Here is a 23,480-nt window from a genome sequence, read left to right as displayed (position 1 = left end):
GCCACGGCCGCCCCACACGACCACCCGTCTCAGGACCGCAGGGCGTCGACGGGCTCCATGCGGGAGGCCCGCAGGGAGGGGTAGAGACCGGCCAGGAGTCCGACGAGGGCTCCGGCAACCGGGGCGCCGAAGGCGAGCCGGACGTCGAGGACCGGGGTCCAGTCCCGGACGGCGGAGACGGCCACCACGACGACCATGCCCAGGGCGGCGCCGACGACGCCGCCGAGGAGTCCGATGGTCGTCGACTCCAGCAGGAACTGGCCGGCGACCTGGCGTCGCGAGGCACCGAGGGCGCGGCGCAGTCCGATCTCCCCGATCCGCTCGATGACCGTCACCAGCGTCACGTTGGCGATGCCGATGGCCCCGACCACCAGCGAGACCAGTCCGAGGACCAGGAACAGGCCGTTGACGTCGCCCTGTACGCCCTTGCGTGCCTTGGCCGGGTCGGGCGGTGCCGTGACGGCGAGGGCGTCCTGCGCTCCGGGGGCCAGCGCGATGGGCGCCTGGTGGGCCACCTGGTTCGCCGCGCCGAGCTCGGTGTTGATCAGTACCCGGGTGACCACTCCGAGGCCGAGCTGGTCCCGCGCGGTCGTGGGCGGCAGGATCACGGCGGCGGAGAGCTGCTGTTCCCGTTCGGCTCCGCCGAGGATCCCGATGACGGTGTAGGCCTGGCCCTTGAGGAAGACGGCCGGCGAGTCCTTGACCGAGCCGATGCCGAGCAGCCGTGCGGCCTGGTCGCCGATCACGGCCACCCGGCCGTGCCGGGCGACGTCCCCGTCGTCGAAGAAGCGTCCGGCGGTCATCGTGCCGCGCACCGCGGCGGGCAGCGTCGGGGACGCCGCGACGACCGCCATGGTCTGGCCGGTGACCTCCCCGGGTGCCACCACGTCGTTCGCCCGTACCTGGACGCTCGCGGTCGCCTGGGATTCGGCGATGGCCGCCGCCGAGTCGACCCCGGCCAGCCGCCGGACGGCGTCGACGCCCGACCAGTCCACGAGCGGGACGGGGTCGGCCGACGGCGGCGGCGCGGGCACGACCACCGTGACCGAGGTGGCGGTGAGCGCGTCGAACCGGCCGACGATCTGGTTGCCCGCCGTGGACGAGACCCCGATGGTGATGACCAGGGTGGTGATGCCGAGGACGGTGCCCAGCGTGGTCAGGGCGGAGCGCGTGGGACGCGCGAGCACCCCCGCCAGCGCCTCGGTCCACAGGTCCCGGAAGTCCATCCAGGGGTGCTCGATGCCCCTGGCCCTGCCGCGGCGCCGGGCTCGTCCCCGGCGGGCGGTGTGCCGTCCGCCGGGGGGCGGCCCGGCGATCGGCGGAGCGGCCGGGGCCGGGACGCGTACCCGGGTCCTCATCGGTCCTCCTCGGTGAGGCGTCCGTCGCTGATCCGCACCCGGCGGTCGGCCCGCGCGCTGACCGTCTCCTCGTGGGTGATCACGACCAGGGTCATGCCCTGCTCGCTGAGCTGGTCGAAGAGGTCCAGCACCGACGCGGTGTTCTCACTGTCGAGGTTGCCGGTGGGTTCGTCGCAGAGCAGCAGCGCGGGCTCGCTCATCAGCGCCCGGGCGATCGCCACGCGCTGCCTCTCGCCACCGGAGAGCCGGTCCGGCCGGAAGCCGGTGCGGTGCGCCAGGCCCACCCGTCCCAGCGCCTCCTCGGCCCTGGCGCGGCGGCCGGCCCGGCCGCGCCCGGGGCGCGGCCGGCGGTAGGCCTCGGCGAGCATGACGTTCTCGTCCACCGTCCGGTAGGGCAGCAGGTGGAAGGACTGGAAGACGAATCCGATCCGGCTGCCGCGCAGCGAGGTGCGCTGGAGGTCGCCGAGCGTGTTGGTCTCCACGCCGTCGAGCCAGTACGCGCCCGAGGTGGGGCGGTCCAGCAGCCCCAGGGTGTTGAGCAGCGTCGACTTGCCGGAGCCGGACGGGCCGACGATCGACAGGTGCTCGCCGCGCCGGACGGCCAGGTTCACGTCCCGCAGGGCGTGCACCGGCGGTTCGGAGTCGAAGGTCCGGTCGACGGAGACCAGCTGGATGACGGTGTCCGCGTCGGGCACCACCGAAAGCGCCGGGCCGGTCATCGTCCGACCACCACCGGATCGCCCGCCGTGAGGTCGTCACCGGACGGGGTGACCTCCACCTGACCGTCCGCGGACAGGCCCGCCTTCACGGGGACGTCCACGACCTTGCCGCCCCGTACGACCTGCACCCTGGCCTGCCCGCCGGCCGATGTGTGCAGCGCGGCGATGGGCACCGTCAGCACGTCACCGTCGGAGGAGCCCACCTCGATGGTCACCATCGCGGAACCGTTGGCGTTCTTGGCCAGCTTCCCCGACGGGACGGAGATCTGCACCGGTACCGGAGCCGCCGCGTCGCCGCCGCCCCCCGACGTCCCCGGCGCGTCCTTGCCGTCGCCCGCGTCGTCCTTCGGGACCTCGTCGCCGAGCGCCACCAGCCGTCCCCGCACCTTCGTGCCGTCGGGGGTCTCCACCTGGGCCGTCATGCCCTTGTGGAGCAGCTTGGCGTCGCTGCCCGGCACAACGGCCTGCACCACGACCTTGGAGCTGGTCACGGTGCCGATCGTTCCGGACGGGGTGTCGCCGGTCTTCAAGGACACCTTGTCCAGCCGGGCCGGCAGGTCCGGCAGGAAGACCACCTCGCCCGCCGGGATCTTGGTGCCGTAGCCGGCCTGGAAGGCGGAGAGCGCGGCGTTGGCCGCGTCCAGCTGCTGTTGTGCCGCCTTGAGCCGCAGCTTTCCGGATTCGCCACCGGCGCCGGATCCGCTGCCGGGGTCCTGTGCGTCGAGGAGGGCCTGCTGCGCCGTGGTCACGGCCGCTTCCAGCGTCCCCAGCTGCTGCTTGTCCGCGAATCCGGGCTCCTCGGCGCGGAAGCCCTTGCTCTTGTACCAGCGGCTCACCGCCGCGGCGTCGGACTGCCCATACGTCCCGGTGGTTCCGCCCGGGTTGAACCCGAGGCGGGCCAGGGCGCGTTCGAGCTGCTCGACGTCGTCGCCGGAGGCGCCGGGACCGAGCGTGCGGTACATCGGGACGGATCCCCTGAGCACCAGCACCGGCCGGCCGCTCACCTGCATCAGCACGTCGCCCTCCGCCACCTCCGATCCGGCGACCGGTGCCTTGGTGACGCGCTGGACGGCGGCGTCGCCGGCCCCGGAGTCCCCGGCGCCGGAGTCCGGGGACCCGACCGGCCCGGCCAGCGCCAGGCTCTGCGGTGAGGCGAACTCCACCGAGCCCTGGGCCACCACGCTCGCGGTCAGCGACCGCCGTTCCACCGCGACGGTGACGGGTCCTGCCTTCGGCGGGCGGTGGGCGGCGGCCGCGTCGGCCGGCGACTGCATCTGCGATCCGGCGAACCAGCCGCCCGCGCCCACCAGCCCCACCCCGGCGACGATGACGCCCAGTTGCCTGGGCCGGCTGCTCACCTTGCGGCGCTGCCTCACCCGGCACCGCCGCCGCTGGTGGGGGCCTTGAAGAACTTCGGGAAGTAGGCGGCCCGGAAGGCCTTGCCGCATTCCAGGTCCTGCATCGCCAGGTCGATGTCCTTGGTGAGCAGGGGCATGGCCTCGTCCTTGCCCATGGGCTTCGTGGAGGTGCCGTCGGCGTTGGCCTCGGCGACACCGGCCATGGCGCCGGGGGCGGCGGAGGTCATCGCCTGCAACTTCACCATCTCCCCGATGCCGGTCGGCTGCGTCGTCGTGACGGGGATGCCGTGGTCCTTCAGGCACGAGGCGTAGGACTGCGCCAGGGTGACCAGCCGGGAATCGCCGTTGAGCGCCTGCGCGTTCGCCTGGTTCCGCTGCGCGGTCGTGACGCTCCGCTCCTGGGCCGAGGCGTTGCCGTAGACCTGCTTGTTCGCCTCCCCGTCGCATCCGGTCCACTGCTTCTCACCGGTCTTCGGGTCCGGGGGGCCTCCCATGGCCTTGTCCCAGGCGGCCTTCTGCGCGGACGTGAGCGTGGCGACGTAGTCCGCGTTGGGCGAGAGGTTCGCGTCGTCCCGGGCGGCCTCGCTGCCCGGCGCCTGGGGATCGTCGGGGTAGACGACGCCCGCGTAGACGCCGAAGCCGTACTTCTGCCGGTACTTCTTCGTCAGCCCGTAGTCGGCCCCGTCGGTGGCCCAGGAGGCCGCGGGGTCCTCGGGGGCGACGGGGGTGTAGGGGAAGCCCTTCTTCTTCATGCAGGCCGCGATGGCGTTCTGCAGGCGGTACTGCTCCTTGAGCTCCGCGCCGGCGTCCGCGGGGACGTCGAGCTGTCCCCGCGCTCCGGCCGGGTCCTTGCCGCCGTCCGCCGGGTGCGATGCCGCCTGCGCGCCGCAGGCCGCCAGCAGCGGCAGGAGGCTCACCGCCGCGGCCAGTCTCCGGACAGTGCGGGATCCAGACATGCTCATCCATCCGATCGGGGGAGAAGGGAGGTTGCCGCCCCTGAGGCGGGGCGTCACCGGGTTCGTGCGTCCAAGGCTGGCGTCCGCAGGTGATGGCCCCTGGCCCGGATCATGACCGACCTGTAACGCCGGTTCACTGCGCGTGCGGGCCGGTGACGAAGTGACCGTTCCTGTCGTAGGGCCAGGCGTTGGCGACGCATCCGTGCAGGCCCTTGATCTGCTGCATCATCACCGGGGCCAGTTGTCCGGGGCCCGCGCAGGTGGTGTGCGTGTAGTTCAGGAAGTGCCCCATCTCGTGGTTGATGATCAGCGCCCGGTAGTCGTGGATGGGGCCGTTGAACGTCGGCGAGCCCTTGACCCAGCGCTTGAGGTTCACCACGACCCCACCGGGGACCTCGCAGTTGTACTCGCCCTGGGTGTCCTGCTTGATGCCCGTCCAGCACAGGGCGTCCGCCGTGCCCGGCGTCGCGATCCGCACCGTGAGGTCGTGGGGTTGTCCCGCGCTCACCAGCTGGAACGCGAAGGCGGGGTTGTGGGTCCAGCCCCGGGGGGCGGCGAGGATGTCGGCGATCTCGTTGGCCGCCTGGTCCGGCGAGATGTCGAGGCCGGTCTCGACCTTCACCACGTAGCGCAGTGGACGGGGACCGCGACCGACCTTCTCGCCGCCGGCCTGCGCGGTGACGAAGGTGCCGCTGCCCGTCGCGGGGACGTCGATCTCGGTGGGGGTCGGCGTCGGCGTCGGGGTGGGGGTCGGTGTGGGGGTGGGCGTCGGAGTGGGCGTGGGGGTGACGTGCACCACGCTCCGCGGGCGCGGGGCGCCGCTGGACGCGTCACTCCGCCCGTCGTCCAGGAAGAACGCGACGGAGCCGAGCAGCCCTGCGACCACCAGCGTGGCGACCAGATAGCCCCGGCCCCGGCGGCGCGGACGGCGCCTGCGACGGGAGGACCGGTGGCGTCCGGCACGGTGGGATGAATGCATGGCAGCTCAAACTGGTCATTTCAGATGATCGCCATGAGCCCGCACCATCACGAAACGATAACGAGCGACCTTCCGGTGACCCACCGGCCGGCCTCACACCCCACGTATGACCCTTCTGTAACAGCTCCCGGGAGGGCCCCTTCCCCGGCCCGGTCACCGATCGCGATCTGCTTACACTGTCGGCGTGCCACGAGTCCTTATTGTCGAAGACGACCCGGATGTCCGGAAGGCCGTCCAGCTGGGGCTGCGCCACCAGGGACACGAGGTCTTCGCCGCCGGAACGGGTGAAGAGGGATTGGAACAGCTCCGCCCCTTCCACCCGGACGTCGTCGTGCTCGACCTCATGCTGCCGGGGATGTCCGGTCTCGACGTGTGCCGCCGCATACGCGACCGCGACCAGGTGCCGATCATCATGGTCACCGCCAAAGGCGACGACATCGACGTGGTCGTGGGGCTCGAGGCCGGCGCGGACGACTACGTCGTCAAGCCCGTGCAGGCCCGGGTGCTCGACGCGCGCATACGGGCCGTGCTGCGCCGGCAGGACGCGTCGGTCTCCGACGCCGTCCGCCCCAGGGCGGAGTCCCACGGCGAGCTGGCCATCGACCGGGCCGGACTCGTGGTGACGCACCGAGGTGAACCCGTCGCGCTCGCCCCCTCCGAGCTCCGGCTGCTGCTGACCCTGTCGGCCTCGCCCGGGCAGGTCTTCAGCCGCCAGCAACTGCTGGAAGCGGTCTGGGAGCACAGCTACTACGGCGACATACGCCTCGTGGACGCCTGCGTGAAACGACTGCGCGGCAAGCTCGGCGAGCTCGGGGGCGCTCCCCGGTACATCCAGACCGTACGCGGCTTCGGTTACCGCTTCGGTACCGCGTGAGCCGCCGGGGATCCGCACGGCCGCGCAAGGCCGTGCGGCAGCGCGAAGCCGCGGCGACCGGGCAGGGCCCGAGGTGGACGCGCTTCCACCGCGCGGCGCTGGCGAAGCTCCCGCTCCCACTGCGGGGCCTGCGCTCCCGGCTCGTCGTGGCCTTCGTCCTGGTGACCATGGCCGGAGCACTGAGCACCGGAGCCGTCACCTTCCGGGAGGCGCGCACCGGCGTGCTGCAGCAGAGCCAGGACGCCGTCATCCAGCAGTTCCGGGCCAGCGTCGACGCCGTGGCCGAATACACCCCCACGAACCCGGACCAGTCGGACCTGCAGACGGCGGTGAACCAGGTGTTCCGCGCCAACCAGTCCCAGGGCTGGCGGGTCATGGCCACGTACGGCGACCTCCGCGCCTGGGTGGTGGGCGCCCAGTTCGACATGCTCAGCCCGGAACTGCGCCGGAGCGTGGCGACCAAACGCGCCGCGGTGTTCCAGCGGGTGACCACCGACGGTCGTCCCTGGCTCGTCGTCGGGCTGCCGGTCACGTACACCAGCGGCGAGTACAAGGAGCCCCAACTGTCGGGGCTCGTGATGTACCTGGTGGTGCCGCAGGACACCGAGCAGGCCTACGTCAGTGCGATGGTCAGCGCCATCGAGCACGCCTCCCTGGTCGCGCTGGGCCTCGCTGTCGTCCTGGCGCTGCTGGCCGCGCGAGGTGTCCTCCGTCCGGTACGGGCGCTGCGCGGGGCGACGCGCCGGATGGCCGAAGGCCACCTCGACGTCCGCCTGGCCGTCAACGGTTCCGACGAACTGGCCGACCTCTCGGAGTCCTTCAACCACACGGCGGCCGAACTGGAGCGTTCGGTGGCGGAGTTGCGCCGCCTGGAGGCCCAGGCGCGCCGCTTCGTCGCGGACGTCTCCCACGAACTGCGGACGCCGCTGGCGGCGATGACGGCGGTCACCGACGTGCTCGACGAGAACGCCCTGCGGCTGGACCTGGAGACCGGCGAGGCGCTGCGGCTGATCAGCGAGGGGACCAGTCGGCTGAGCGGGCTGGTGAACGACCTGATGGAGATCTCCCGCTTCGACGCGGGCGCGGCCGAACTCAACGTGGACGAGATCGATCTGGCCGACTTCGTGCACCACTCCCTCGCCGCCCGCGGCTGGCAGGGCCAGGTGGAGACCCATCTGCCCCCGCCCGGTGTGCTCCGGACCCGTGTGGATCCGCGCCGGCTCGACGTGGTGCTGGCCAACCTGGTCGGCAACGCGCTGCGGCACGGGGCGCCGCCGGTACGACTGACCATGAGCGTGCGGGAGGAGCGGCCGGACGTGGCGTGGGCCGTCATCGAGGTGACCGACAACGGGAAGGGCATCGCCGAGGACGCCATGCCGCACATCTTCGAACGCTTCTACAAGGCGAACAGCACACGGACCAGGAGCGAGAGCAGCGGTCTGGGCCTCGCCATCACGGCGGAGAACGTGCACCTGCACGGAGGGCGCATCACCGCGGCCAACCTGCCCTGGGGCGGCGCGGCGTTCACCGTCGAACTCCCCCTGCACCGCGACTCGGCGGCCGACGGCGACGACACCGACGACGTGATCGAAGGTGCCCGGTGAAGGGCGCGCGCGTCGCGGCGCTGACGGCCGGGCTCGCCGCCGTACTCACGCTGGCGGGCTGCGGAGTCCCGCCGTCCGATGTCATCGAGGCCGGCGCGCCGGCGAGCGGGATGTTCTCCGCCGCCCCCGAGCCCGTGGTGGCAACCCCCGTCTCCCTGTATTTCCTGCTCAACGGCGATCCGACGCCCGTCGGCCGCAAACTCGCCGACCCTTCGGACGTGGCGGCCGCCGTGCGCTTGCTGTTCGCCGGACCGGCCGGGGGCGAGGCCGACAAGGTCACCACGGAGCTGCCGCACCTCGCGGTCGCACCGGAGGTGACGGTCGGCAAGACCGGCCTCGTCTCCGTCCGGCTCCCCGAGGGCATCCCTCCCCTCAGCCACCCGGCCATGCTGCAGCTGGCGTGCACCGTGTCCCACGTGGGTGGCGCCTCCGCCACGCTGCCCTCGGTCTCGGGCGGAGGCGGCGCCCCCGCGTCTCCTTCCGTCGCCGTGCGGGGCTCCCTGGCGTACAAGGGCGTCGATGTGCGCGGGGACGGATGGACGATGACGCAGTCGGCCGACGCCTGCCCCGACGCCGACGGCTCGTAGGCAGGGCCTGCGCTCCCCCGGCCCTGGTCAGACCTGGACGGTGCCGCCGTCGACGAACAGTTCCGTGCCCGTGACGAAGCGGCTCTGGTCGGACGCGAGGAAGAGGACCACGTCGGCGACGTCGTCCGGGACGCCGATGCGGCCGAGCGGGATCCTGGAGACCAGGAGCTCCTTCATGCGTCGCCCCTCCTCCGTGCCCGCCCCGAGCGCCTGGTCGAGCTGGGGCGTGTCGATCGTGCCCGGGCTGATGGCGTTGACGCGGATGGCCCGGTCCTTGAGCTCGTTGGCCCAGGTGCGCGCGAAGGACCGGATCGCCGCCTTCGTGGCCGAGTAGACGCCGAAGCCCTCGGGGCCCTCGACCGTCCAGATCGAGGCCGTGAGGATGACGGACGCACCGTCGTTCAGCAGCGGCAGGACCTTCTGCACGGTGAAGACCGTGCCCTTCACGTTCACACCGAGGAGGAGGTCGAGGTGCTCCTCGGTGACCTCCTCGAGCGGAGCCCGCTCCCCCACCCCGGCGTTCGCGTGCAGGACGTCGACCCGGCGGCCGTCCGCGGCGATGCGCTCGCAGAGCCGGTCCAGGTCGGCGGGGACGGCGACGTCGCCACGGACGCCGGTCGCCGCGGGCCCGATGAGCGTCACGGCGGCGTCGAGCTCCTCCTGCCGCCGGCCCATGACGTAGACGTGGGCCCCCTCCTCGGCGAAGCGACGGGCGCTTGCGAGGCCGATCCCCGTCGAGCCGCCGGTCACCACGGCCGTCTTCCCGTCGAGTCGTCCCATCAGGTCCTCCTCAGCCGGCGCGAGGTGTCACCGCACTCCTGGCGGCAGGCGTTCAGACGCCGTAGATCCGTTCGGGCCGCACCAGCACGGCCGCCCGGCGTTCGGCGGCCATGACCTCGTCGTAGGCGTCCCAGTCGTCATGGGTGCCGCCCGCCGCGGTGAAGATCTCCCGCAGCAGCAGGCGCCTGCCGTCCGCGTCGACCGCCGGATGCGGGTCGTCGGGACCGATGATCTCGGCGTCGCCTTCCACCGTCAGCCAGTGCCATCCGGAGCGGACGCACGCGGCGAGCCGGGGACGCCCCCTGAGGTTGGCGAGCTTGACCTTGCCGTAGGTCACGAACGCCACCACGTCCCGGCCGGACACCGGATGCCTCATGACCCCGAGGTTGACCACGGAGGACTGGATGCCCTGGTCGGCGCGCAGCGTCGACACCACACCGAGGCCCTGCTCGGCGCGGGCCAGCTCCGCGAAGTCGTTCAACGTCGCCACTGTCGTCCCCTGCCTGTTCCGTGCGCTCCGGGGGAAGGTTCCGGCGCACGCCGGAACAACGATGACACGCGATCGCGACGCGGACCTGCCGACGTACGCCCGTGCCGCCCCGAGCCGGGCCTGATCCTGAGTTGCGGTGCCATAGGGCGCCACATAGCGTCTCGTTTCATTGCAATACCCTCATATCGGATATCGGCTCAGCTCCGCTGCCCCGCACCCTGTGGTCAACGCGCATTCCGTGCGGCATTTCCCGCCGTCTCCGACGAGGTACGTCTACGCCCACGACGCTTCCCTCCCGGGAAACGGACGACCGGAGATCTGCCATGCCCGACCTTGCCCGTCTGCTTTCCCGGCGAAGGCTCCTGCTCACCTCCGCCGGCGCGATGACCGCGGCGACCACGGGGGCCGTCGGCATGGCCTCGCGGACGCCGGACGCGGTGCAGGAGCGGGCGGCGGAGGGCACGGGCATCCGGCCCTTCCACGTCGACATCCCGGAGGCGGATCTCGCCGAGCTCCGGCGGCGCGTCAACGGGACCCGGTGGCCCGACCGCGAGACCGTCCCCGACCAGTCGCAGGGCGTCCAGCTGGCGACGATGCGCGACCTCACGCGCTACTGGGGAAGCGACTACGACTGGCGGAAGATCGAGGCGAAGCTCAATTCCCTGCCGCAGTTCAAGACCAGGATCGACGGGCTCGACATCCACTTCATCCACGTCCGGTCCCGCCACCAGGACGCGCTCCCGATGATCCTGACCCACGGCTGGCCGGGCTCGGTCCTGGAGTTCCTCAAGGTCATCGACCCCCTGACCAACCCCACCGCCCACGGCGGCCGCGCGCAGGACGCGTTCCACGTCGTCATCCCCTCGATGCCCGGGTACGGCTTCTCCGAGCGGCCCACCACCACCGGCTGGAACCCCGGTCGCATCGCCCGCGCCTGGGCCGTACTGATGCAGCGTCTGGGGTACACGCGCTACGTCTCCCAGGGCGGCGACTGGGGCGCGGTGGTGTCGGACAAGATGGCGGCGCAGAAGCCTCCCGGGCTGATCGGCATCCACGTCAACATGCCGGCCACGGTGCCGCCGGACATCGCGAAGAAGCTCGCTTGCGGCGACCCGACCCCGTCCGGCCTGTCCGCCGACGAGAAGGCGGCCTACGGCAAGCTCAACGCCTTCTACAAGACCGGCTCGGGCTACTCCGCGATGATGGTCACCCGCCCGCAGACCGAGGGGTACGGACTGACGGACTCCCCCGCCGGGCTGGCCGCCTGGATGTACGACAAGATCGCCGCCTGGACCGACAGCGACGGCGACCCGCAGCGGGTGCTCACCAAGGACGAGATCCTCAACGACATCAGCCTCTACTGGCTCACCAACACCGCGGTCTCCTCCTCGCGCCTCTACTGGGAGAACAACGCCAACAACTTCAACGCCGTGTCGATCTCCCTCCCCGCCGCCATCACCGTGCTCCCCGGCGAGATCTACCAGGCGCCGCTCAGCTGGGCGGAAGACGCGTACCACGACCTCATCTACTACAACAAGGCTCCGCGGGGCGGCCACTTCGCGGCCTGGGAGGTCCCGGACATCTTCACCAGGGAACTCCGCGCCGCGTTCTCGGCACTGCGCAACCCCGGAACGCCGGGCAAGTAGCCGTCACGGCCTCGCGGTGGCTCATCACCGCGAGGCCGCATCCCCATGTCCCGAGCAAGGGGGTCCCCACCCGCAATGCTTGCTCGGTCAAATAATTGAACAGCACGGCATAAATACGTTCAAGTAGCTTGACCCGCCATCAACTCGTGCGACTCACGCCGGAGGCTCGGCCTCCAGGAACGCGCGCAGTTCCATGGCAAGGTTGCGCATGTCCTCTCCAGGGGCGTGATCGGTCGTCGCCTCGAAATGCCACTCGTCGTCGGGCAATCGGTCGTGCAGCCCCACGTCAACCGGACCCGCGATCCCGTGTGCTCGGCCGACAGCGTCAGGTCCCGCTCCAGTGATCGCCACGTCCGGGCACCGGCCCACGCGCGGAACCCGTCCGCCAGCTCGGCCAGGAAGTCGTGCAGCCCGTCGCCGCCCCACGTCCTCACCATGACCTCGACCCGGACCCATGCGCCCTGCGCCGTCACGAGGAAGTCGCGCATCGGATCGTCCCGCTCCAATGGGAAGGAACGCGTCAACCCGTGGAAGCGCAGCTCGACCGCCCGGAGGCTTTCCCCGCCCACGCGGACGGCGGGACCCGTTCCGTCGTCTTCGGCCATGACCGCAGGCTACGGGCATCCGGAACGGTGATGGAGTGGGGGGCGTCGGGTCTCCCGACCGCACGGCGCGGCAAGCCGGCGGGTCAGCGGTGCCGCACCCACACGTTCGGCTCCACCAGCGTGCCTCGATCAACGCCGTGATCGACACAGCGCTGGAGCGTACGCCGCGCCGAACGCCGGGCGCCGGGATTCTCGGCGACGCCCTGTGGCGCCGGTGGTGGCCGGTACCGCACAAGGGGTGTGCGGAGCGTGGGGCGGTTAGCATCGCGAGGACCACTTCCGGACGAACGGAGTTCACCCGTGGGCCACCTGCGCATCGGCGTTGCCGTCCTCACCATGGGCAACCGGCCCGCCGAACTCGATGCGTTGCTGGCCTCGGTCGCCACGCAGGATCTGCCGCCGGCGCGGGTCGTCGTGGTGGGCAACGGGTCCCCGCTGCCGGCGCTGCCGGACGGGGTGACCGGGGTGGTCCTCCCGGAGAACCTGGGGGTGGCGGGTGGTCGCAACGTGGCCCTGCAGCGGTTGCGGCAGTTCGCGGATGTCGACGTGGTGGTCGACCTGGACGACGACGGGCTGCTGATCGCGGCCGACGTCTTCCGCCGTTTGGCGGAGCTGTACCGCCGGGACGCGCGGCTGGGCATCGTGTCGTTCCGGATCGCGGACGAACTCGGCCGCACCCAGCGGCGGCACGTACCGCGGCTAGGGGCGTCGGACCCGATGCGCGGTGGTCTGGTGACGACGTTCCTCGGCGGAGGGCACGCGTTGTCGATGCGGATGCTGGAGGAGGTCGGCGGCTGGCCGGACGCGTTCTTCTACGCCCACGAGGAGACGGATCTGGCGTGGCGGGCGCTGGATGCAGGCTGGCGGATCCGGTACGCGCCGGAGCTGGTGCTGCAGCACCCATGGACGTCGCCGACACGGCATGCGGTGTTCTACCGGATGGTGGCCCGGAACCGGGTGTGGCTGGCCAGACGGCGTCTACCGACCGCCTTGGTGCCGGCGTACCTGGGGGTGTGGGCGGTGCTCACGGTGCTCAAGCGGCCGTCACCGGAGGGGCTTCGGGCCTGGTGGGGCGGCTTCATGGAGGGTGTTCGGACGCCGTGCGGCGCCCGCAGGCCCATGCGGTGGCGCACCGTCGCGCGGATGACCGCCCTGGGCCGCCCCCCGGTGGTGTGATGTGATCACACAGGGCCCGGCGACGGGCCCCGCGACAAGCACGACAGGAGAGGTGCCCTCATGAACGATCTGGTCAGCCCCGCCCGCCGCCCCGGCGCGGTGAGCGTCCTCGGGGGGCCCACCACGGTGATCGACATCGGCGGGCTGCGCCTGGTGTCGGACCCCACCTTCGACGACCCGGGCGACCACGGGTACCTCACCAAGACGGCGGGGCCCGCCGTGGGCGAGGACGCCCTGGGGCCGGTGGACGCGGTCCTCGTCAGCCACGACCTCCACCCCGACAACCTGGACACCCGCGGCCGTGCCTTCGCCCTGGGTTCGCCACTGGTGCTGACCGGGCCTGCCGCCGCGCGGCGTCTGGGCGCCCCGGCCCAGGGGCTGTCGGCCTGGGACCGCGTGGAGCTCCCCCGCCCGGCCGGCGGCACCGTCACCGTGCACGCCGTCCCCGCCCAGCACGGTCCCGACGACGGTGAACGCGACGAGCAGGGTCATGTGAACTGCGAGGTCACCGGCTTCGTCCTGACGGGTGACGAGCTGCCCACCGTCTACGTCAGCGGCGACAACGCCTCGCTCGCGGTGGTGGCCGAGATCGCCCGCCGCATGCCGCCCGTCGATGTGGCCGTCCTGTTCGTGGGCGCGGCGCGCGTCCCGTCGAAGATGCGCGGCCGGCCTCTGACGCTGACCGCGCAGCGGGCCGGTGCCGCCGCCTCCGTACTGGGGTCCCCGGTGGTCGTCGCCGCCCACTGCGACGGATGGGCGCACTTCAGTGAGACCCGCGCCGACATCGAGCGGGCCTTCGACGACGCCGGGCTCTCCGGGCGGCTGCGTACCGCGGGCAACGGCGAATGGATCGACCTGGGTGAGGCGGTCGCCCAGCGCTGACCGGTCGGCACGCGCACCACCCACGGCGACCTGGCTTTAATTTGCGCATTTAGCCGTGATAGCTTCTGGTCCGGCAGGGGGACGGGTCGACCGATTGAGACGACCGGTCACTTTCATCCTGGGTGACCTCGTTTTCAGCCGCTACGGGCAACGCGGCAGTCGGCGGCCTGTTCCGCTGTCTCCGAGGCTCCAAAAATATCGGGCGGTGATGTCGAGAACCCGTGACCGGCTCCGTCCCCGGGGTGAAGGCGACCACAATGGGTCGCACCGGCACCAGGGAGAACCACGATGGCCAAGTACCTGCTCCTCAAGCACTACCGCGGCGCACCGGCCGCCGTGAACGACGTGTGCATGGACCAGTGGACGCCCCAGGAGATCTCCGACCACGTCCGGTACATGCAGGACTTCGCCGCCCGCCTGGAGAAGACCGGCGAGTTCGTCGACGGCCAGGCCCTCGCCCCCGAAGGCACCTGGGTCCGCTACGACGGCGAAGGCCGCCCGCCCGTCACCGACGGCCCCTTCGCCGAGACCAAGGACCTCATCGCCGGCTGGATGGTCATCGACGTCGACACCTACGACCGTGCCGTCGAACTCGCCGGAGAACTCTCCGCCGCCCCCGGCGCCGGCGGCAGGCCCATCCACGAATGGCTCGAACTCCGCCCCTTCCACGCCGCCCCGCCGGCCCCGTAACCCAACGACCCCTAGCCGGGGCCGGGGCCGGCTCACCGAAGGGATCCGCTTCACGCGCCGGACACGTGTCGCACGTCGAACTGCGCGTCCGCGACGATCCACAGGAGCGCACCGGCGTCGAAGGCGATGAGGAACGAACCGTCGGCGACCACCTCGACGTCCGTGACGGACTGGCCGAACAGGTCGAGCACCGGGGCGAGGGCCGAACCCGTTCCGGGGTGCATGTCGTGGTACTGGCCGTCGTCGTCCCGCAGGCGGAACCCCGTTTCCAGGACCAGTTCCGTGGTGCCGCCTGACGTCTCGCCTCCGTCCGCAGGGGCGAGACGCAGGCGCACCCGGTCGTCGCACGACGTGTCCTGCACCCGACTGCCGACCAGCGCTTTGAGGCTCTTCACCGCATGACTTCCACATCGCTCTGATGGCCCGGCAGGTGCTCCTGCCGAGCAGGGCACCCCCGCGGTATGCCGCTCGGACAGGCCGCCGGGCTCGGGGAACCGCCACAGATCCGGGGCTGGTGCCGCCACCCAGGGCTGACAACGTTGTCCACCCTACCCCCAGCCCGCCCGTAGATGATAACGATCATCCAGTCGCCCCATCAAGCTCACGTTCCGTGGCCGTCCGGCCACGCCGCCGACGCTCCTCGACGACGGCGCGTCAGTGGTGGTGGCCGTTCCGACCGAGGGTCTCCACGGGGGTCGCGCCCGGGCGGGTCCACTGCGGCACCGGTCGGCTGGTCGGGCCCCAGGTGGCGTTCCCGTCCGCGTCCGAGCGCCAGGACCAGCAGGCGTCGCCGCCCTTGGGCCAGCCCTCGGGCTTGTCCTCCCACGCCTCGCCGCGACCGTAGGGCGTCAGGTCGAGCAGGGCCATGGACCCGTTGACCGCTTCGTTGCCGCGCCCCGTCGTGGAGTAGGTGAGGAACACCCGGTCGCCGTCGCGCAGGAAGCAGGTGAGGTACCCCATGCCGCCGCCGGCCGGCCCGTTCACGTCGCGCACCGAGTACCAGGGCTGGGCGTAGCCCATGAACGCGACGTACGAGGCCACCTCGTCCCACCGGCCCGTGGTCACGACGGCGAACGAGACGCCGCGGGCGTTGAGGTAGACGGCGTCCTTCAGGTGCCAGGCCGTGGTGGTGCAGCCCTCGCACTGCCCCTGGTGCGGCGCGCCGTCGTGCCACATGTGCTTGTAGACCACGAGCTCGTCGCGGCCCTGGAACAGGTCCAGGAACAGGACCGGGCCGTCGGGTCCGACGACCTCGACCGACCCGTCGAACTCCACCATCGGCAGCCGGCGGCGCGCCGCGGCGAGGGCATCGCCCTCGCGGGTGTGCGCCTTCTCGCGGACCAGGAGCTCGTCACGGGCGGCCTGCCAGGTGGCCAGGTCCACGACCGGCGGGCGGCCGGGCAGCGCGGTGGTCGGGTCGTCCGGTGTGGTCGTCATGGTGTCCTCCGTGGTGTCTGGTGCCGGGCAGCGTCGTACGGCCGTCGTACGGCATCCTGCGACGGTCACCGGAACAGACTCCCGCCGCGGCCGGAACTCATCGCGCCGGGCACGAACACGGTGGCTCCCGGCATGCGGGTGATCCAGCCCACGACAGTTCGGGACACGCGGCAGGCACTTCGGGCCGCCGGGCTCCCAAGCGCCCTTTCGTGCCGATCGGAACCGTAACTTCGATATCAGCAGTCGCGCGCTCCCGGGCCGGGGGCGTGTCCGTGGACAGGACCGCGGACCTCCGGCTGCAGTCAGGGTCCGTGAGGTGGACGACAGGAACCTCACTGCCCGCCGCCGTCACCTTTGGAGGAGTTCCGCCGATGAAGACCGTCACCCACTGGATCGGTGGCAAGCCCTACGGAGACGCCGCAGGCGCTTCCGGCACCTGGGGAGCCGTGACCGACCCCGCGACCGGAGCGGTCACCACCCAGGTCGCGATGGCCGGCGCCGAAGAGGTCGACGCCGCGGTCGCGGCGGCGAAGGAGGCCTACGCCACCTGGCGCACGTCCCCGCTCGCGCAGCGGATCGCGATCCTCTTCCGCTACCGCGAGTTGCTGGACGCGCGCCGCGACGACCTGGCCGCGCTGATCACCGCCGAGCAGGGCAAGGTCCACGCGGACGCGCTGGGCGAGGTGGCCCGGGGCCTGGAGATCGTCGAACTGGCCTGCGGGCTCGGCATGGCGCTCAAGGGCGACACGTCGACCGAGGTGTCGAGCGATGTCGACGTGGCGTCGATCCGGCAGCCGCTCGGCGTGGTCGTGGGCATCTCGCCGTTCAACTTCCCGGCGATGATCGGCATGTGGATGTTCCCCATGGCGATCGCCTGCGGGAACACCTTCGTCCACAAGCCCAGCAGCAAGGCCCCGTCCGCATCCATGCTCCTCGCGGAGCTCGCGGCCGAGGCGGGCGTGCCCGACGGGGTGCTCAACATCGTGCACGGCGACGAGGTCGCGGTGAACGCGCTGCTCGACCACCCGGACGTGGCGGCCGTGTCCTTCGTGGGCTCCACGCCGGTCGCCCGCCACGTCTACCGAAGGGCGTCCGCGAGCGGCAAGCGCGTCCAGGCCCTCGGCGGCGCGAAGAACCACATGCTGGTCCTGCCCGACGCCGACCTCGACGCGGCCGCCGACGCCGCCGTGAACGCCGCCTACGGCTCCGCGGGCCAGCGCTGCATGGCGGTCTCCGTGGTGGTCGCGGTCGGCTCGGCGGGCGACGCGTTGGTGCCGCGGATCGCCGAGCGGGCCACGAAGGTCACGATCGGCCCGGGCGACGACCCGACGTCCCAGATGGGCCCGCTCGTCACCAAGGCACACCGTGACGAGGTCGCGGCGTACGTCGCGGGCGCGGCCGCCCAGGGCGCCGATGTGGTGCTCGACGGCAGGGACTTCACCGTCGAGGGCCGCGAGAACGGGCACTGGATGGGCATCTCGCTCCTCGACAACGTCAGCACCGACTCGGACGTCTACCGGAACGAGATCTTCGGCCCCGTCCTGTGCGTGCTCCGCGCGGAGACCTACGAGGAGGCCATGCGCATCATCAACGGCTCCCCGTTCGGCAACGCCGGCTCGGTCTTCACCCGCGACGGCGGCGCGGCCCGCCGGTTCCAGCTGGAGGTCGAGACCGGCATGGTCGGCGTGAACGTTCCGATGCCGGTGCCGGTGGGCTACCACTCCTTCGGTGGCTGGAAGGACTCGGCGTTCGGCGACCACCGCATGTACGGCAGCGAAGCCGTGCACTTCTACACGCGCGGCAAGGTCATCACGAGCCGCTGGCCGGACCCGGCCGAGCTGACGGCCGGCTGACGACCTGAGCTTCCCCTCGTCCCGCTGACCGCCCCCCACACGCGGCCGCACCGGCTCCCCTTCCGTGCCGGTGCGGCCGCCGGCCCTTCCCCGCGGTGACCCGTCCGACAAGTCGCCGGGGTACGGCTCGCGTTCGCTCATGCCGCGACACGGACCCGCGGTTCCGCCGCGAGTGCGGAACCAGGCAGCGCCCAGCGCCGCACCACGCCTTCCAGGAGGCCGGTCCCGGCCGCCCACCGCACGATCGCGTACCCCAAGGCGCAGCCGAGGGTGTTGACGAGCACGTCGTTGACGTCGGCGCCCCGGTAGTTGTTGAAGACGACGCACCCGAGGACCTGCGACACCTCGATCGTGAAGCTGAAGACGGCGCCCGCGACGGCGGCCCGCCGCCATGAGGTGACGCGTCCCGACATCAGGGGCAGCAGCATGCCCAAGGGGATCGTCATGACCACGTTGGGTACGGCGCTCGGGTCGAGCGAGATCAGGAGCAGCCAGTTGATCTGGTCGTACCAGACGATCTCGTCCGCGTACCTGCCGTACATGATCTGGAACGGGAAGAAGGTCAATCCGAGGACGCCCGCGAGGTACACCGCCGCGACGACCCGGATCGGCACGTACCGCCAGCCCCATCCGGCCCCGCCCTTCCCGCGCAGCGCCCGTACGGCGAGGAAGACGCAGAAGGCGGCGACCAGGGGCACGAAGACCGGTAGCGCCTCGAACCGCAGGTTGACATCACCCATGAACTTTTCTCCCCAGGTACGTGTGAACGGCGGCCGATCCGCCGGGCAGTCGGCGTACCGACGTGGACGACTCTGCGGGAGCCGCGCGGGTCGGCGGATCCGGCGAAAGGCAGATCTTGCGCGGTCGGCTCTGTCTTTCGGCCGACTGACGGACGGTGAGGCGGCGCGCTCGCGACGGCGATCCGGTCCGGCCCCACGAACCACAGGTCAGGGGGGTGCCGGCCCGGGCGGACCCGACGTGGATCGCCGGACCCGTGGCATGCTCCTGCTGTGATGGACCGCGAAACCCTGCCAAGCGCCGCGCCTGCCCGCGGCAACTCCGCCCGCCCCTTCCCGTGGATCTTCGTGCGGCGTGCACTTTCCTGGGCGGCATGGCTGGTGTGGTCGGCGGTCCTCTGTGAGGCGCTGTGGTTCGACTGGGGAGCCGGTCTGTCCGGGACGCGGGGCGTCGAGCTCACCAAGCTGCTCGTCGCGCTGTTCGCCGTGGCCGCGGTCGTCCTCTCACCGTGGCTCGGGGCGCGGACGCTCCCGGTGGTCGCCGGTCTCGCAGGCGCGGCATCCCTGACGGTGTCGGCGGCCCTGCACGCCGGGGCCGGCGGTGCGGCCGATGCGGACGTGGCACTCGGCTTCGCCGAGCCGGCGGCGCTGTTGTGGCTGCTCCTGCTCGTCCCCGTGCGCGCACGGCGGTGGTGGGTGTCATGGGCCGTCCCGCCGTTCCTATGGGCCGCGATCGTGCTGCGACCGGTCTCGGTTGCTCCGGGGGACACCACCGTCGCCGTCGCCCTGTTCTTCGCCGTGGGTGCCACGGCGGTGGCAGGCGCCGGCGCCGCCTGGCGCCTGGTCCGGACGGACCGGCGACGCCGGGCTGAGACGCTCCGGGCGGAACAGCGCACCGAGTTCGCCCGCGACCTGCACGACTTCGTCGCCCACCACGTGACCGGCATCGTCGTCCAGGCGCAGGGGGCACTGGCGATAGCCGAGCGACGACCCGAGCTCGTACGGCCCTCGCTCGAACGGATAGAGCAGGCCGGGGCGGAGGCGCTGGCCTCCATGCGGCACATGGTGGGCATGCTCCGCGACCCCGGCGGGGACGAGCGGGACCCGGCCCTGGCGCCGCTGGCGGGCATCGCGGAACTGCCCGCGCTCGTCGAGGGGTTCGCGGCGGTGGGCGGCGCGCGGGCCCGGCTCACGATGGAGGGCACGTTCGACGACCTGCCCGTGGAGGTCGGCACCACGGCGCATCGTGTGGTCATGGAGGCGCTGACCAACGTGCGCAAGCACGCCCACCGGTGCACCGAGGTGCGCGTCGAGGCGGTACGGACGGCGGACAGCGGCGTCGCCGTCCGGGTCGTCGACGACGGACGGGTACGCGGCGGCCGCCACCACGCCGGCGGCGGCTTCGGGCTGAAGGGCCTGACCGAACGGGTCACCCTGATCGGCGGACGGGTCCACGCGGGCCCGGCCCCCGGGGGCGGCTGGAGCGTCGAGGCCACGCTGCCGCCGGTCCCTGTCACGGCAGGAGCGGCCCGATGACGATCCGTGTGCTGATCGCCGACGACCAGGTCATGGTGCGGGCGGGGTTCGCGATGCTGCTGTCCGCCGAGGACGACATCGAGGTCGTCGCCGAGGCCTCGGACGGACTGGAGGCGCTGGAACTCGCCGCGCGGCACCGCCCCGGCGTCGTGCTGATGGACATCCGTATGCCGCGCCTCGACGGGCTCGAGGCGCTGGCTCGTCTGACCCGCCCCGGCGTGGTCGATCCGCCGAAGGTCGTCGTCGCCACGACGTTCGACGACGACGAGTACGTCCATCGCGCCCTGCACGGCGGCGCCTGCGGGTTCCTCCTCAAGGACTCGGGACCTGCCCTGCTGGTGGAGGCGATCCGCGCGGCGGCCTCGGGTGAGGCACTGGTCAGCCCCTCCGTCACCGTGCGCCTGCTGGAGAAGCTGAGGAACACCGCGACGACCCGGCGCACCGCGCAGAGCGCGCTGTCCGGCCGCGAAGGGGAACTCGTCCGCCTGGTCGCCCGGGGACTGACCAACGCCGAGATCGCCGCGGCGCTGTCCATCTCGGTCGGCACGGTGAAGACGCACCTCGCCAACGTGCAGACCAAGCTGGCCGCCCGCAATCGCGTGGAGATCGCCGCCTGGGCGTGGGAGTCCGGTCTCCTGGGCCGGCGTTGAGGATGCATCAGGGGAGCTCGTGTCCAGAGATGTCGTGACGGTATGCCTTCCGCCGACTCACGTCGGCGATGTTCAGGACGCACTTTCCGCAGCCATGTCGAAGTTCGACATGAATCGGGAGGACGTACCCGTCTCGCAAGGCCGATGGGACTGGTGGCATGTATTCGGAGGGCACGATCGGAAAGGTCTTCCCGTACGGGCCGGGAGCGAGAGCGATCCGAGGATCATTCGCAACCCGGTGTTCTCGAACGGTGAGTCCAGGACGTGGCGGCCCTCGCTGTGTGATGGCGGCCCGGTGGCTCTCCTCGACCTTGAGGGGGCTCGGTCTGCGGTAGCCATCCGCGCCGAGGAGGCCTGGGAGGAGTGGAGGTACGCCAGACTGCGGTACCCGGCTTTTCAGACGATAGGTTCCCTCCACGAACGCGCCAGGTCCTCCGAGGGAAAGTACTCGTTTCACCAGGCTTCCGTCGACTACAGGAACCAGTCCCTCGTCAAGCGCTTGCACGGGGTTCTCGAGGCGGCAGGCCTTCGCCCGATGCTCGGTGATCCGTTGGGGCACTTCGGGGACGACCCGAACCGGTTCATCCGACTGGAGGTCGCGCATGCCATCCCGACGAACGTGCTACTGACACTCGACGGAAGGTGGATCGACGGTACGTTGCTGACCTCGCCCGGTGAAGGCCATCCCATCGACGACGAATATTTCGTTTTCGCGGACAACTATCTGTCGACGGCCCTCGACCCCGACTCCTACATGGTCAGGGTCAGATTCCATTCGTAAATCGACCGCGGATCGACCCTCGGGCAGACCGGCACCTGGGTCGCGCTGCGGCAAGCGGCCGGACCGGTCAGAGGAGGGCGTCGAGGACGAAGACCTCCGCCAGGTGGAAGACGGCAGCACCCACTGGCGCGAGTGCGGCGCACAGCCAGTAGCGACGCACCCCGGCGCGCGCCAGGTAGACGGTCAGGAGGACGGTGAGCAGCGCGCCGACGGCCAGGAAGACGGCCGCCTCTCCCCAGTAGTGGAGTACCAGGCCCAGCCAGAGCCCCTCCCCCGGCACCACCATGGCGATGACGGCCCCGGCCACGGCCCGTACGTCGCCCCGTCCGCGCCGCACGGTCCAGCCCGCCCACCCCAGCAGGGGCCCTCCGGCCAGTCCTGCCGCGCCCCACACAGCGGCGGTTCCGAGCCCGCCGGCACCGAAGGTGTCCCCGAGCGTGGATGCCGTGTAGTAGCCGCAGCAGGTGGCGAGCATCATCGCCGCGCCGCCCCAGACGGCATGGGAGCGAACCCGCATCAGCGCACCGGCCGCGGCGGTCCAGATGATCCACGTCGACGACGAGTTGGTCGCCCGTTCCAGCAAGGGTGTCGTCCCGTGCAGGGCATAGGTGGCCCAGCCGAGCAGCAAACCGAAGGCCACGGTGACGGCGAGGACGGCAAGGACGGTGAGGCGGTGGTTGACGGACCGTGACGCGAGTGCGGTAGCCATGCGGCAGCACTATACACATCACGTATACACTCTAGGTATACTCTCCTCGCCCTGGGCCAGGCCCTCAGGAGCGGCCGAACCTGCGGAGCTTGGCCCAGCGCCGGGTCGCGGCGCCGTCCGCCGAGGCCACCGACGGGTCGTCGTACTCCCGGGAGATCACCTGTACCTGACCCGACTCGACGTCGTGGCGCACCGTGTCCAGGCCCTGGCGGTCCAGTTGGGCGATGGCGTCGGCGTGAGTGGTGGTGTTCAGGGCGAGCATCCCGACCTTCGGGTGTCTCCGGCCGAGCTTCACTTCCTCGCGGAGCAAAATCTGCGTCAGGCGGCCCGCGGAGGCCGAGGGCAGGTCCTCGTCCACGGCGATGTGCAGCATCAGGTGTTCCTCGCCGCCGTCCTGCCACTGGACCTGCGCCACCCAGACCGAACGGACAGCGGGGAACTCGCGGATCCGCCGAACCAGTGCGTCGCGCAGGGCGACCGCCACTGGGTCGGTGGACCATTCGAGCTTCATTTCCGCCCCGGGCCCGTAGGCCGCCCAGTCCCGCAGCACCTGCTCGGCCAAGATCGCCTGCCCGTTTCCGGAGCGGACCCCGAGCACGGCGACGCCGGTCTTCTCCAGGATGTCCCTCAGCCGCGCCGCGTCGCAGTGCACCATCCCGGCCGCCGCCGGCAGCAGTTGCGCTCCGAGCGCCGCGTCGGTGAACCCGAGCAGCGTGGGCGGCTGCTCGTCGTCAGGGAGGAACATCACCGATCCGGTGTCGGTGACGGGAACGAACACCCCGCCCTCGAACAGCGCGGCGAGCACCGCCTCCGGCGCGGGCTCGTGCCCGTCCGCACGGCGGTCGAGAAGGTCGGCGAGCCGTACGTTGGCATACTCGATCACGCGTGCAGCGTAGTGCCGGACGGCCGCCGTCGGCCCCTCGTGGTCCTGGCGGACCGGGCCAACTCGTCGAGGGCCAGGGCCGCGACGGCGGCCGCCCGCGTGCCTTCGACCACGAGGCGTGCAAGGGCCGTCCCGCAACTGGCGGTGTCCCGTCCCGGTGAGGTTCGGCCGATGCCGTTGAGTGCGAGCG

Annotated in this window: 23 protein-coding genes and 1 pseudogene; 11 read left to right on the top strand and 13 right to left on the bottom strand. The window is 71.6% G+C overall.

Annotation, left to right across the window (positions count from 1 at the left end; translation table 11 throughout):
• Positions 1 to 29 precede the first annotated feature (29 nt).
• The 5 genes from OG937_39440 to OG937_39420 all read right to left on the bottom strand — a co-directional run bounded on the left by OG937_39440 (position 30) and on the right by OG937_39420 (position 5,370).
• The gene (locus tag OG937_39440) at positions 30 to 1,358 is read right to left on the bottom strand and encodes an ABC transporter permease (GenBank protein ID WUD77354.1); all 1,329 of its coding nucleotides are present in this window, start codon (positions 1,356 to 1,358) and stop codon (positions 30 to 32) included.
• The gene (locus OG937_39435) at positions 1,355 to 2,077 is read right to left on the bottom strand and encodes an ABC transporter ATP-binding protein (protein WUD77353.1); all 723 of its coding nucleotides are present in this window, start codon (positions 2,075 to 2,077) and stop codon (positions 1,355 to 1,357) included. Before OG937_39435 ends, OG937_39440 begins: the two co-directional genes overlap by 4 nt.
• Positions 2,074 to 3,435, bottom strand: a complete 1,362-nt coding sequence (locus OG937_39430) for a peptidoglycan-binding protein (protein ID WUD77352.1) — start codon at positions 3,433 to 3,435, stop codon at positions 2,074 to 2,076. Before OG937_39430 ends, OG937_39435 begins: the two co-directional genes overlap by 4 nt.
• Positions 3,436 to 3,449: 14 nt before the next feature.
• Positions 3,450 to 4,391, bottom strand: coding sequence for a hypothetical protein (locus OG937_39425; protein ID WUD77351.1), 942 nt, complete (start codon positions 4,389 to 4,391; stop codon positions 3,450 to 3,452).
• 133 nt (positions 4,392 to 4,524) lie between these two features.
• A complete protein-coding gene (locus OG937_39420) occupies positions 4,525 to 5,370 on the bottom strand; it encodes a DUF3152 domain-containing protein (protein ID WUD77350.1) in 846 nt (281 codons plus the stop codon).
• 184 nt (positions 5,371 to 5,554) lie between these two features.
• On the opposite strand from OG937_39420, the gene OG937_39415 reads away from it, so the two are divergent.
• From OG937_39415 to OG937_39405, 3 genes are read left to right on the top strand one after another with little or no spacing between them, the layout of a single operon-like run.
• Entirely contained in the window at positions 5,555 to 6,244 is a 690-nt protein-coding gene (locus tag OG937_39415; GenBank protein ID WUD77349.1) for a response regulator transcription factor, read from the top strand.
• Positions 6,241 to 7,848, top strand: a complete 1,608-nt coding sequence (locus OG937_39410; protein ID WUD77348.1) for a HAMP domain-containing histidine kinase — start codon at positions 6,241 to 6,243, stop codon at positions 7,846 to 7,848. Before OG937_39415 ends, OG937_39410 begins: the two co-directional genes overlap by 4 nt.
• On the top strand, positions 7,845 to 8,435 hold the full coding sequence (locus OG937_39405; protein ID WUD77347.1) for a hypothetical protein: 591 nt from the start codon (positions 7,845 to 7,847) through the stop codon (positions 8,433 to 8,435). The genes OG937_39410 and OG937_39405 overlap by 4 nt, the downstream gene beginning before the upstream one ends.
• 27 nt (positions 8,436 to 8,462) lie before the next feature.
• Here OG937_39405 and OG937_39400 read toward each other — a convergent pair whose 3' ends face one another.
• Together OG937_39400 and OG937_39395 are read right to left on the bottom strand one after the other, a co-directional pair.
• A complete protein-coding gene (locus OG937_39400) occupies positions 8,463 to 9,215 on the bottom strand; it encodes a glucose 1-dehydrogenase (GenBank protein WUD77346.1) in 753 nt (250 codons plus the stop codon).
• Between the two features lie 52 nt (positions 9,216 to 9,267).
• Positions 9,268 to 9,705 carry a TIGR03618 family F420-dependent PPOX class oxidoreductase gene (locus tag OG937_39395; GenBank protein ID WUD77345.1) on the bottom strand — a complete coding sequence of 146 codons (438 nt, stop codon included), beginning with the start codon at positions 9,703 to 9,705 and terminating at the stop codon, positions 9,268 to 9,270.
• A gap of 323 nt (positions 9,706 to 10,028) precedes the next feature.
• On the opposite strand from OG937_39395, the gene OG937_39390 reads away from it, so the two are divergent.
• Entirely contained in the window at positions 10,029 to 11,351 is a 1,323-nt protein-coding gene (locus OG937_39390; GenBank protein ID WUD77344.1) for an epoxide hydrolase 1, read from the top strand.
• A 153-nt stretch (positions 11,352 to 11,504) separates the two neighbouring features.
• Here OG937_39390 and OG937_39385 read toward each other — a convergent pair.
• Positions 11,505 to 11,956: pseudogene (locus OG937_39385) on the bottom strand (DUF6228 family protein).
• A gap of 300 nt (positions 11,957 to 12,256) precedes the next feature.
• Here OG937_39385 and OG937_39380 point away from each other — a divergent pair.
• From OG937_39380 to OG937_39370, 3 genes are all read left to right on the top strand, one after another.
• Positions 12,257 to 13,132, top strand: coding sequence for a glycosyltransferase (locus tag OG937_39380; GenBank protein WUD77343.1), 876 nt, complete (start codon positions 12,257 to 12,259; stop codon positions 13,130 to 13,132).
• 60 nt (positions 13,133 to 13,192) lie between these two features.
• Positions 13,193 to 14,014 (top strand): MBL fold metallo-hydrolase, encoded by an 822-nt coding sequence (locus OG937_39375; GenBank protein ID WUD77342.1) that lies wholly within the window; start codon positions 13,193 to 13,195, stop codon positions 14,012 to 14,014.
• Between the two features lie 288 nt (positions 14,015 to 14,302).
• A complete protein-coding gene (locus OG937_39370; protein WUD77341.1) occupies positions 14,303 to 14,704 on the top strand; it encodes a YciI family protein in 402 nt (133 codons plus the stop codon).
• A 50-nt stretch (positions 14,705 to 14,754) separates the two neighbouring features.
• On the opposite strand, the gene OG937_39365 is transcribed toward OG937_39370, so the two are convergent.
• Positions 14,755 to 15,099, bottom strand: a complete 345-nt coding sequence (locus tag OG937_39365) for a DUF6188 family protein (protein ID WUD77340.1) — start codon at positions 15,097 to 15,099, stop codon at positions 14,755 to 14,757.
• Positions 15,100 to 15,358: 259 nt separating this feature from the next.
• On the bottom strand, positions 15,359 to 16,141 hold the full coding sequence (locus OG937_39360) for a DUF899 domain-containing protein (protein ID WUD77339.1): 783 nt from the start codon (positions 16,139 to 16,141) through the stop codon (positions 15,359 to 15,361).
• 371 nt (positions 16,142 to 16,512) lie between these two features.
• Here OG937_39360 and OG937_39355 point away from each other — a divergent pair, with 371 nt between their 5' ends.
• Entirely contained in the window at positions 16,513 to 17,994 is a 1,482-nt protein-coding gene (locus OG937_39355; GenBank protein ID WUD77338.1) for a CoA-acylating methylmalonate-semialdehyde dehydrogenase, read from the top strand.
• Positions 17,995 to 18,131: 137 nt separating this feature from the next.
• On the opposite strand, the gene OG937_39350 is transcribed toward OG937_39355, so the two are convergent.
• Positions 18,132 to 18,734, bottom strand: coding sequence for a VanZ family protein (locus tag OG937_39350; GenBank protein WUD77337.1), 603 nt, complete (start codon positions 18,732 to 18,734; stop codon positions 18,132 to 18,134).
• Between the two features lie 273 nt (positions 18,735 to 19,007).
• Here OG937_39350 and OG937_39345 point away from each other — a divergent pair, with 273 nt between their 5' ends.
• The 3 genes from OG937_39345 (at position 19,008) to OG937_39335 (ending at position 21,698) form a co-directional block, all read left to right on the top strand.
• Entirely contained in the window at positions 19,008 to 20,267 is a 1,260-nt protein-coding gene (locus tag OG937_39345) for a histidine kinase (GenBank protein ID WUD79020.1), read from the top strand.
• Positions 20,264 to 20,917, top strand: a complete 654-nt coding sequence (locus OG937_39340) for a response regulator transcription factor (GenBank protein WUD77336.1) — start codon at positions 20,264 to 20,266, stop codon at positions 20,915 to 20,917. Before OG937_39345 ends, OG937_39340 begins: the two co-directional genes overlap by 4 nt.
• Positions 20,918 to 21,011: 94 nt before the next feature.
• On the top strand, positions 21,012 to 21,698 hold the full coding sequence (locus OG937_39335) for a hypothetical protein (GenBank protein WUD77335.1): 687 nt from the start codon (positions 21,012 to 21,014) through the stop codon (positions 21,696 to 21,698).
• 67 nt (positions 21,699 to 21,765) lie between these two features.
• Here the strand turns inward: OG937_39335 and OG937_39330 are convergent, their stop codons facing one another.
• Together OG937_39330 and OG937_39325 are read right to left on the bottom strand one after the other, a co-directional pair.
• The gene (locus tag OG937_39330; GenBank protein ID WUD77334.1) at positions 21,766 to 22,407 is read right to left on the bottom strand and encodes a DUF6518 family protein; all 642 of its coding nucleotides are present in this window, start codon (positions 22,405 to 22,407) and stop codon (positions 21,766 to 21,768) included.
• A 64-nt stretch (positions 22,408 to 22,471) separates the two neighbouring features.
• Positions 22,472 to 23,290 (bottom strand): hypothetical protein, encoded by an 819-nt coding sequence (locus tag OG937_39325; protein WUD77333.1) that lies wholly within the window; start codon positions 23,288 to 23,290, stop codon positions 22,472 to 22,474.
• Positions 23,291 to 23,480 lie beyond the last annotated feature (190 nt).

It is taken from the genome of Streptomyces sp. NBC_00510 (genome assembly GCA_036013505.1).
Lineage (GTDB): Bacteria > Actinomycetota > Actinomycetes > Streptomycetales > Streptomycetaceae > Actinacidiphila.
This window is presented reverse-complemented; position numbering and strand designations above follow the sequence as displayed.

What these genes read in the sequence shown, in the direction of transcription:
- OG937_39335 (WUD77335.1), top strand. Translation starts at nt 21,012, where the DNA reads ATGTCGAAGTTCGACATGAATCGGGAGGACGTACCCGTCTCGCAAGGC.
- OG937_39390 (WUD77344.1), top strand. Translation starts at nt 10,029, where the DNA reads ATGCCCGACCTTGCCCGTCTGCTTTCCCGGCGAAGGCTCCTGCTCACC.
- OG937_39375 (WUD77342.1), top strand. Translation starts at nt 13,193, where the DNA reads ATGAACGATCTGGTCAGCCCCGCCCGCCGCCCCGGCGCGGTGAGCGTC.
- OG937_39345 (WUD79020.1), top strand. Translation starts at nt 19,008, where the DNA reads ATGGACCGCGAAACCCTGCCAAGCGCCGCGCCTGCCCGCGGCAACTCC.
- OG937_39420 (WUD77350.1), bottom strand. Translation starts at nt 5,370, where the DNA reads ATGCATTCATCCCACCGTGCCGGACGCCACCGGTCCTCCCGTCGCAGG.
- OG937_39350 (WUD77337.1), bottom strand. Translation starts at nt 18,734, where the DNA reads ATGGGTGATGTCAACCTGCGGTTCGAGGCGCTACCGGTCTTCGTGCCC.
- OG937_39355 (WUD77338.1), top strand. Translation starts at nt 16,513, where the DNA reads ATGAAGACCGTCACCCACTGGATCGGTGGCAAGCCCTACGGAGACGCC.
- OG937_39330 (WUD77334.1), bottom strand. Translation starts at nt 22,407, where the DNA reads ATGGCTACCGCACTCGCGTCACGGTCCGTCAACCACCGCCTCACCGTC.
- OG937_39340 (WUD77336.1), top strand. Translation starts at nt 20,264, where the DNA reads ATGACGATCCGTGTGCTGATCGCCGACGACCAGGTCATGGTGCGGGCG.
- OG937_39370 (WUD77341.1), top strand. Translation starts at nt 14,303, where the DNA reads ATGGCCAAGTACCTGCTCCTCAAGCACTACCGCGGCGCACCGGCCGCC.
- OG937_39400 (WUD77346.1), bottom strand. Translation starts at nt 9,215, where the DNA reads ATGGGACGACTCGACGGGAAGACGGCCGTGGTGACCGGCGGCTCGACG.
- OG937_39425 (WUD77351.1), bottom strand. Translation starts at nt 4,391, where the DNA reads ATGTCTGGATCCCGCACTGTCCGGAGACTGGCCGCGGCGGTGAGCCTC.
- OG937_39440 (WUD77354.1), bottom strand. Translation starts at nt 1,358, where the DNA reads ATGAGGACCCGGGTACGCGTCCCGGCCCCGGCCGCTCCGCCGATCGCC.
- OG937_39360 (WUD77339.1), bottom strand. Translation starts at nt 16,141, where the DNA reads ATGACGACCACACCGGACGACCCGACCACCGCGCTGCCCGGCCGCCCG.
- OG937_39435 (WUD77353.1), bottom strand. Translation starts at nt 2,077, where the DNA reads ATGACCGGCCCGGCGCTTTCGGTGGTGCCCGACGCGGACACCGTCATC.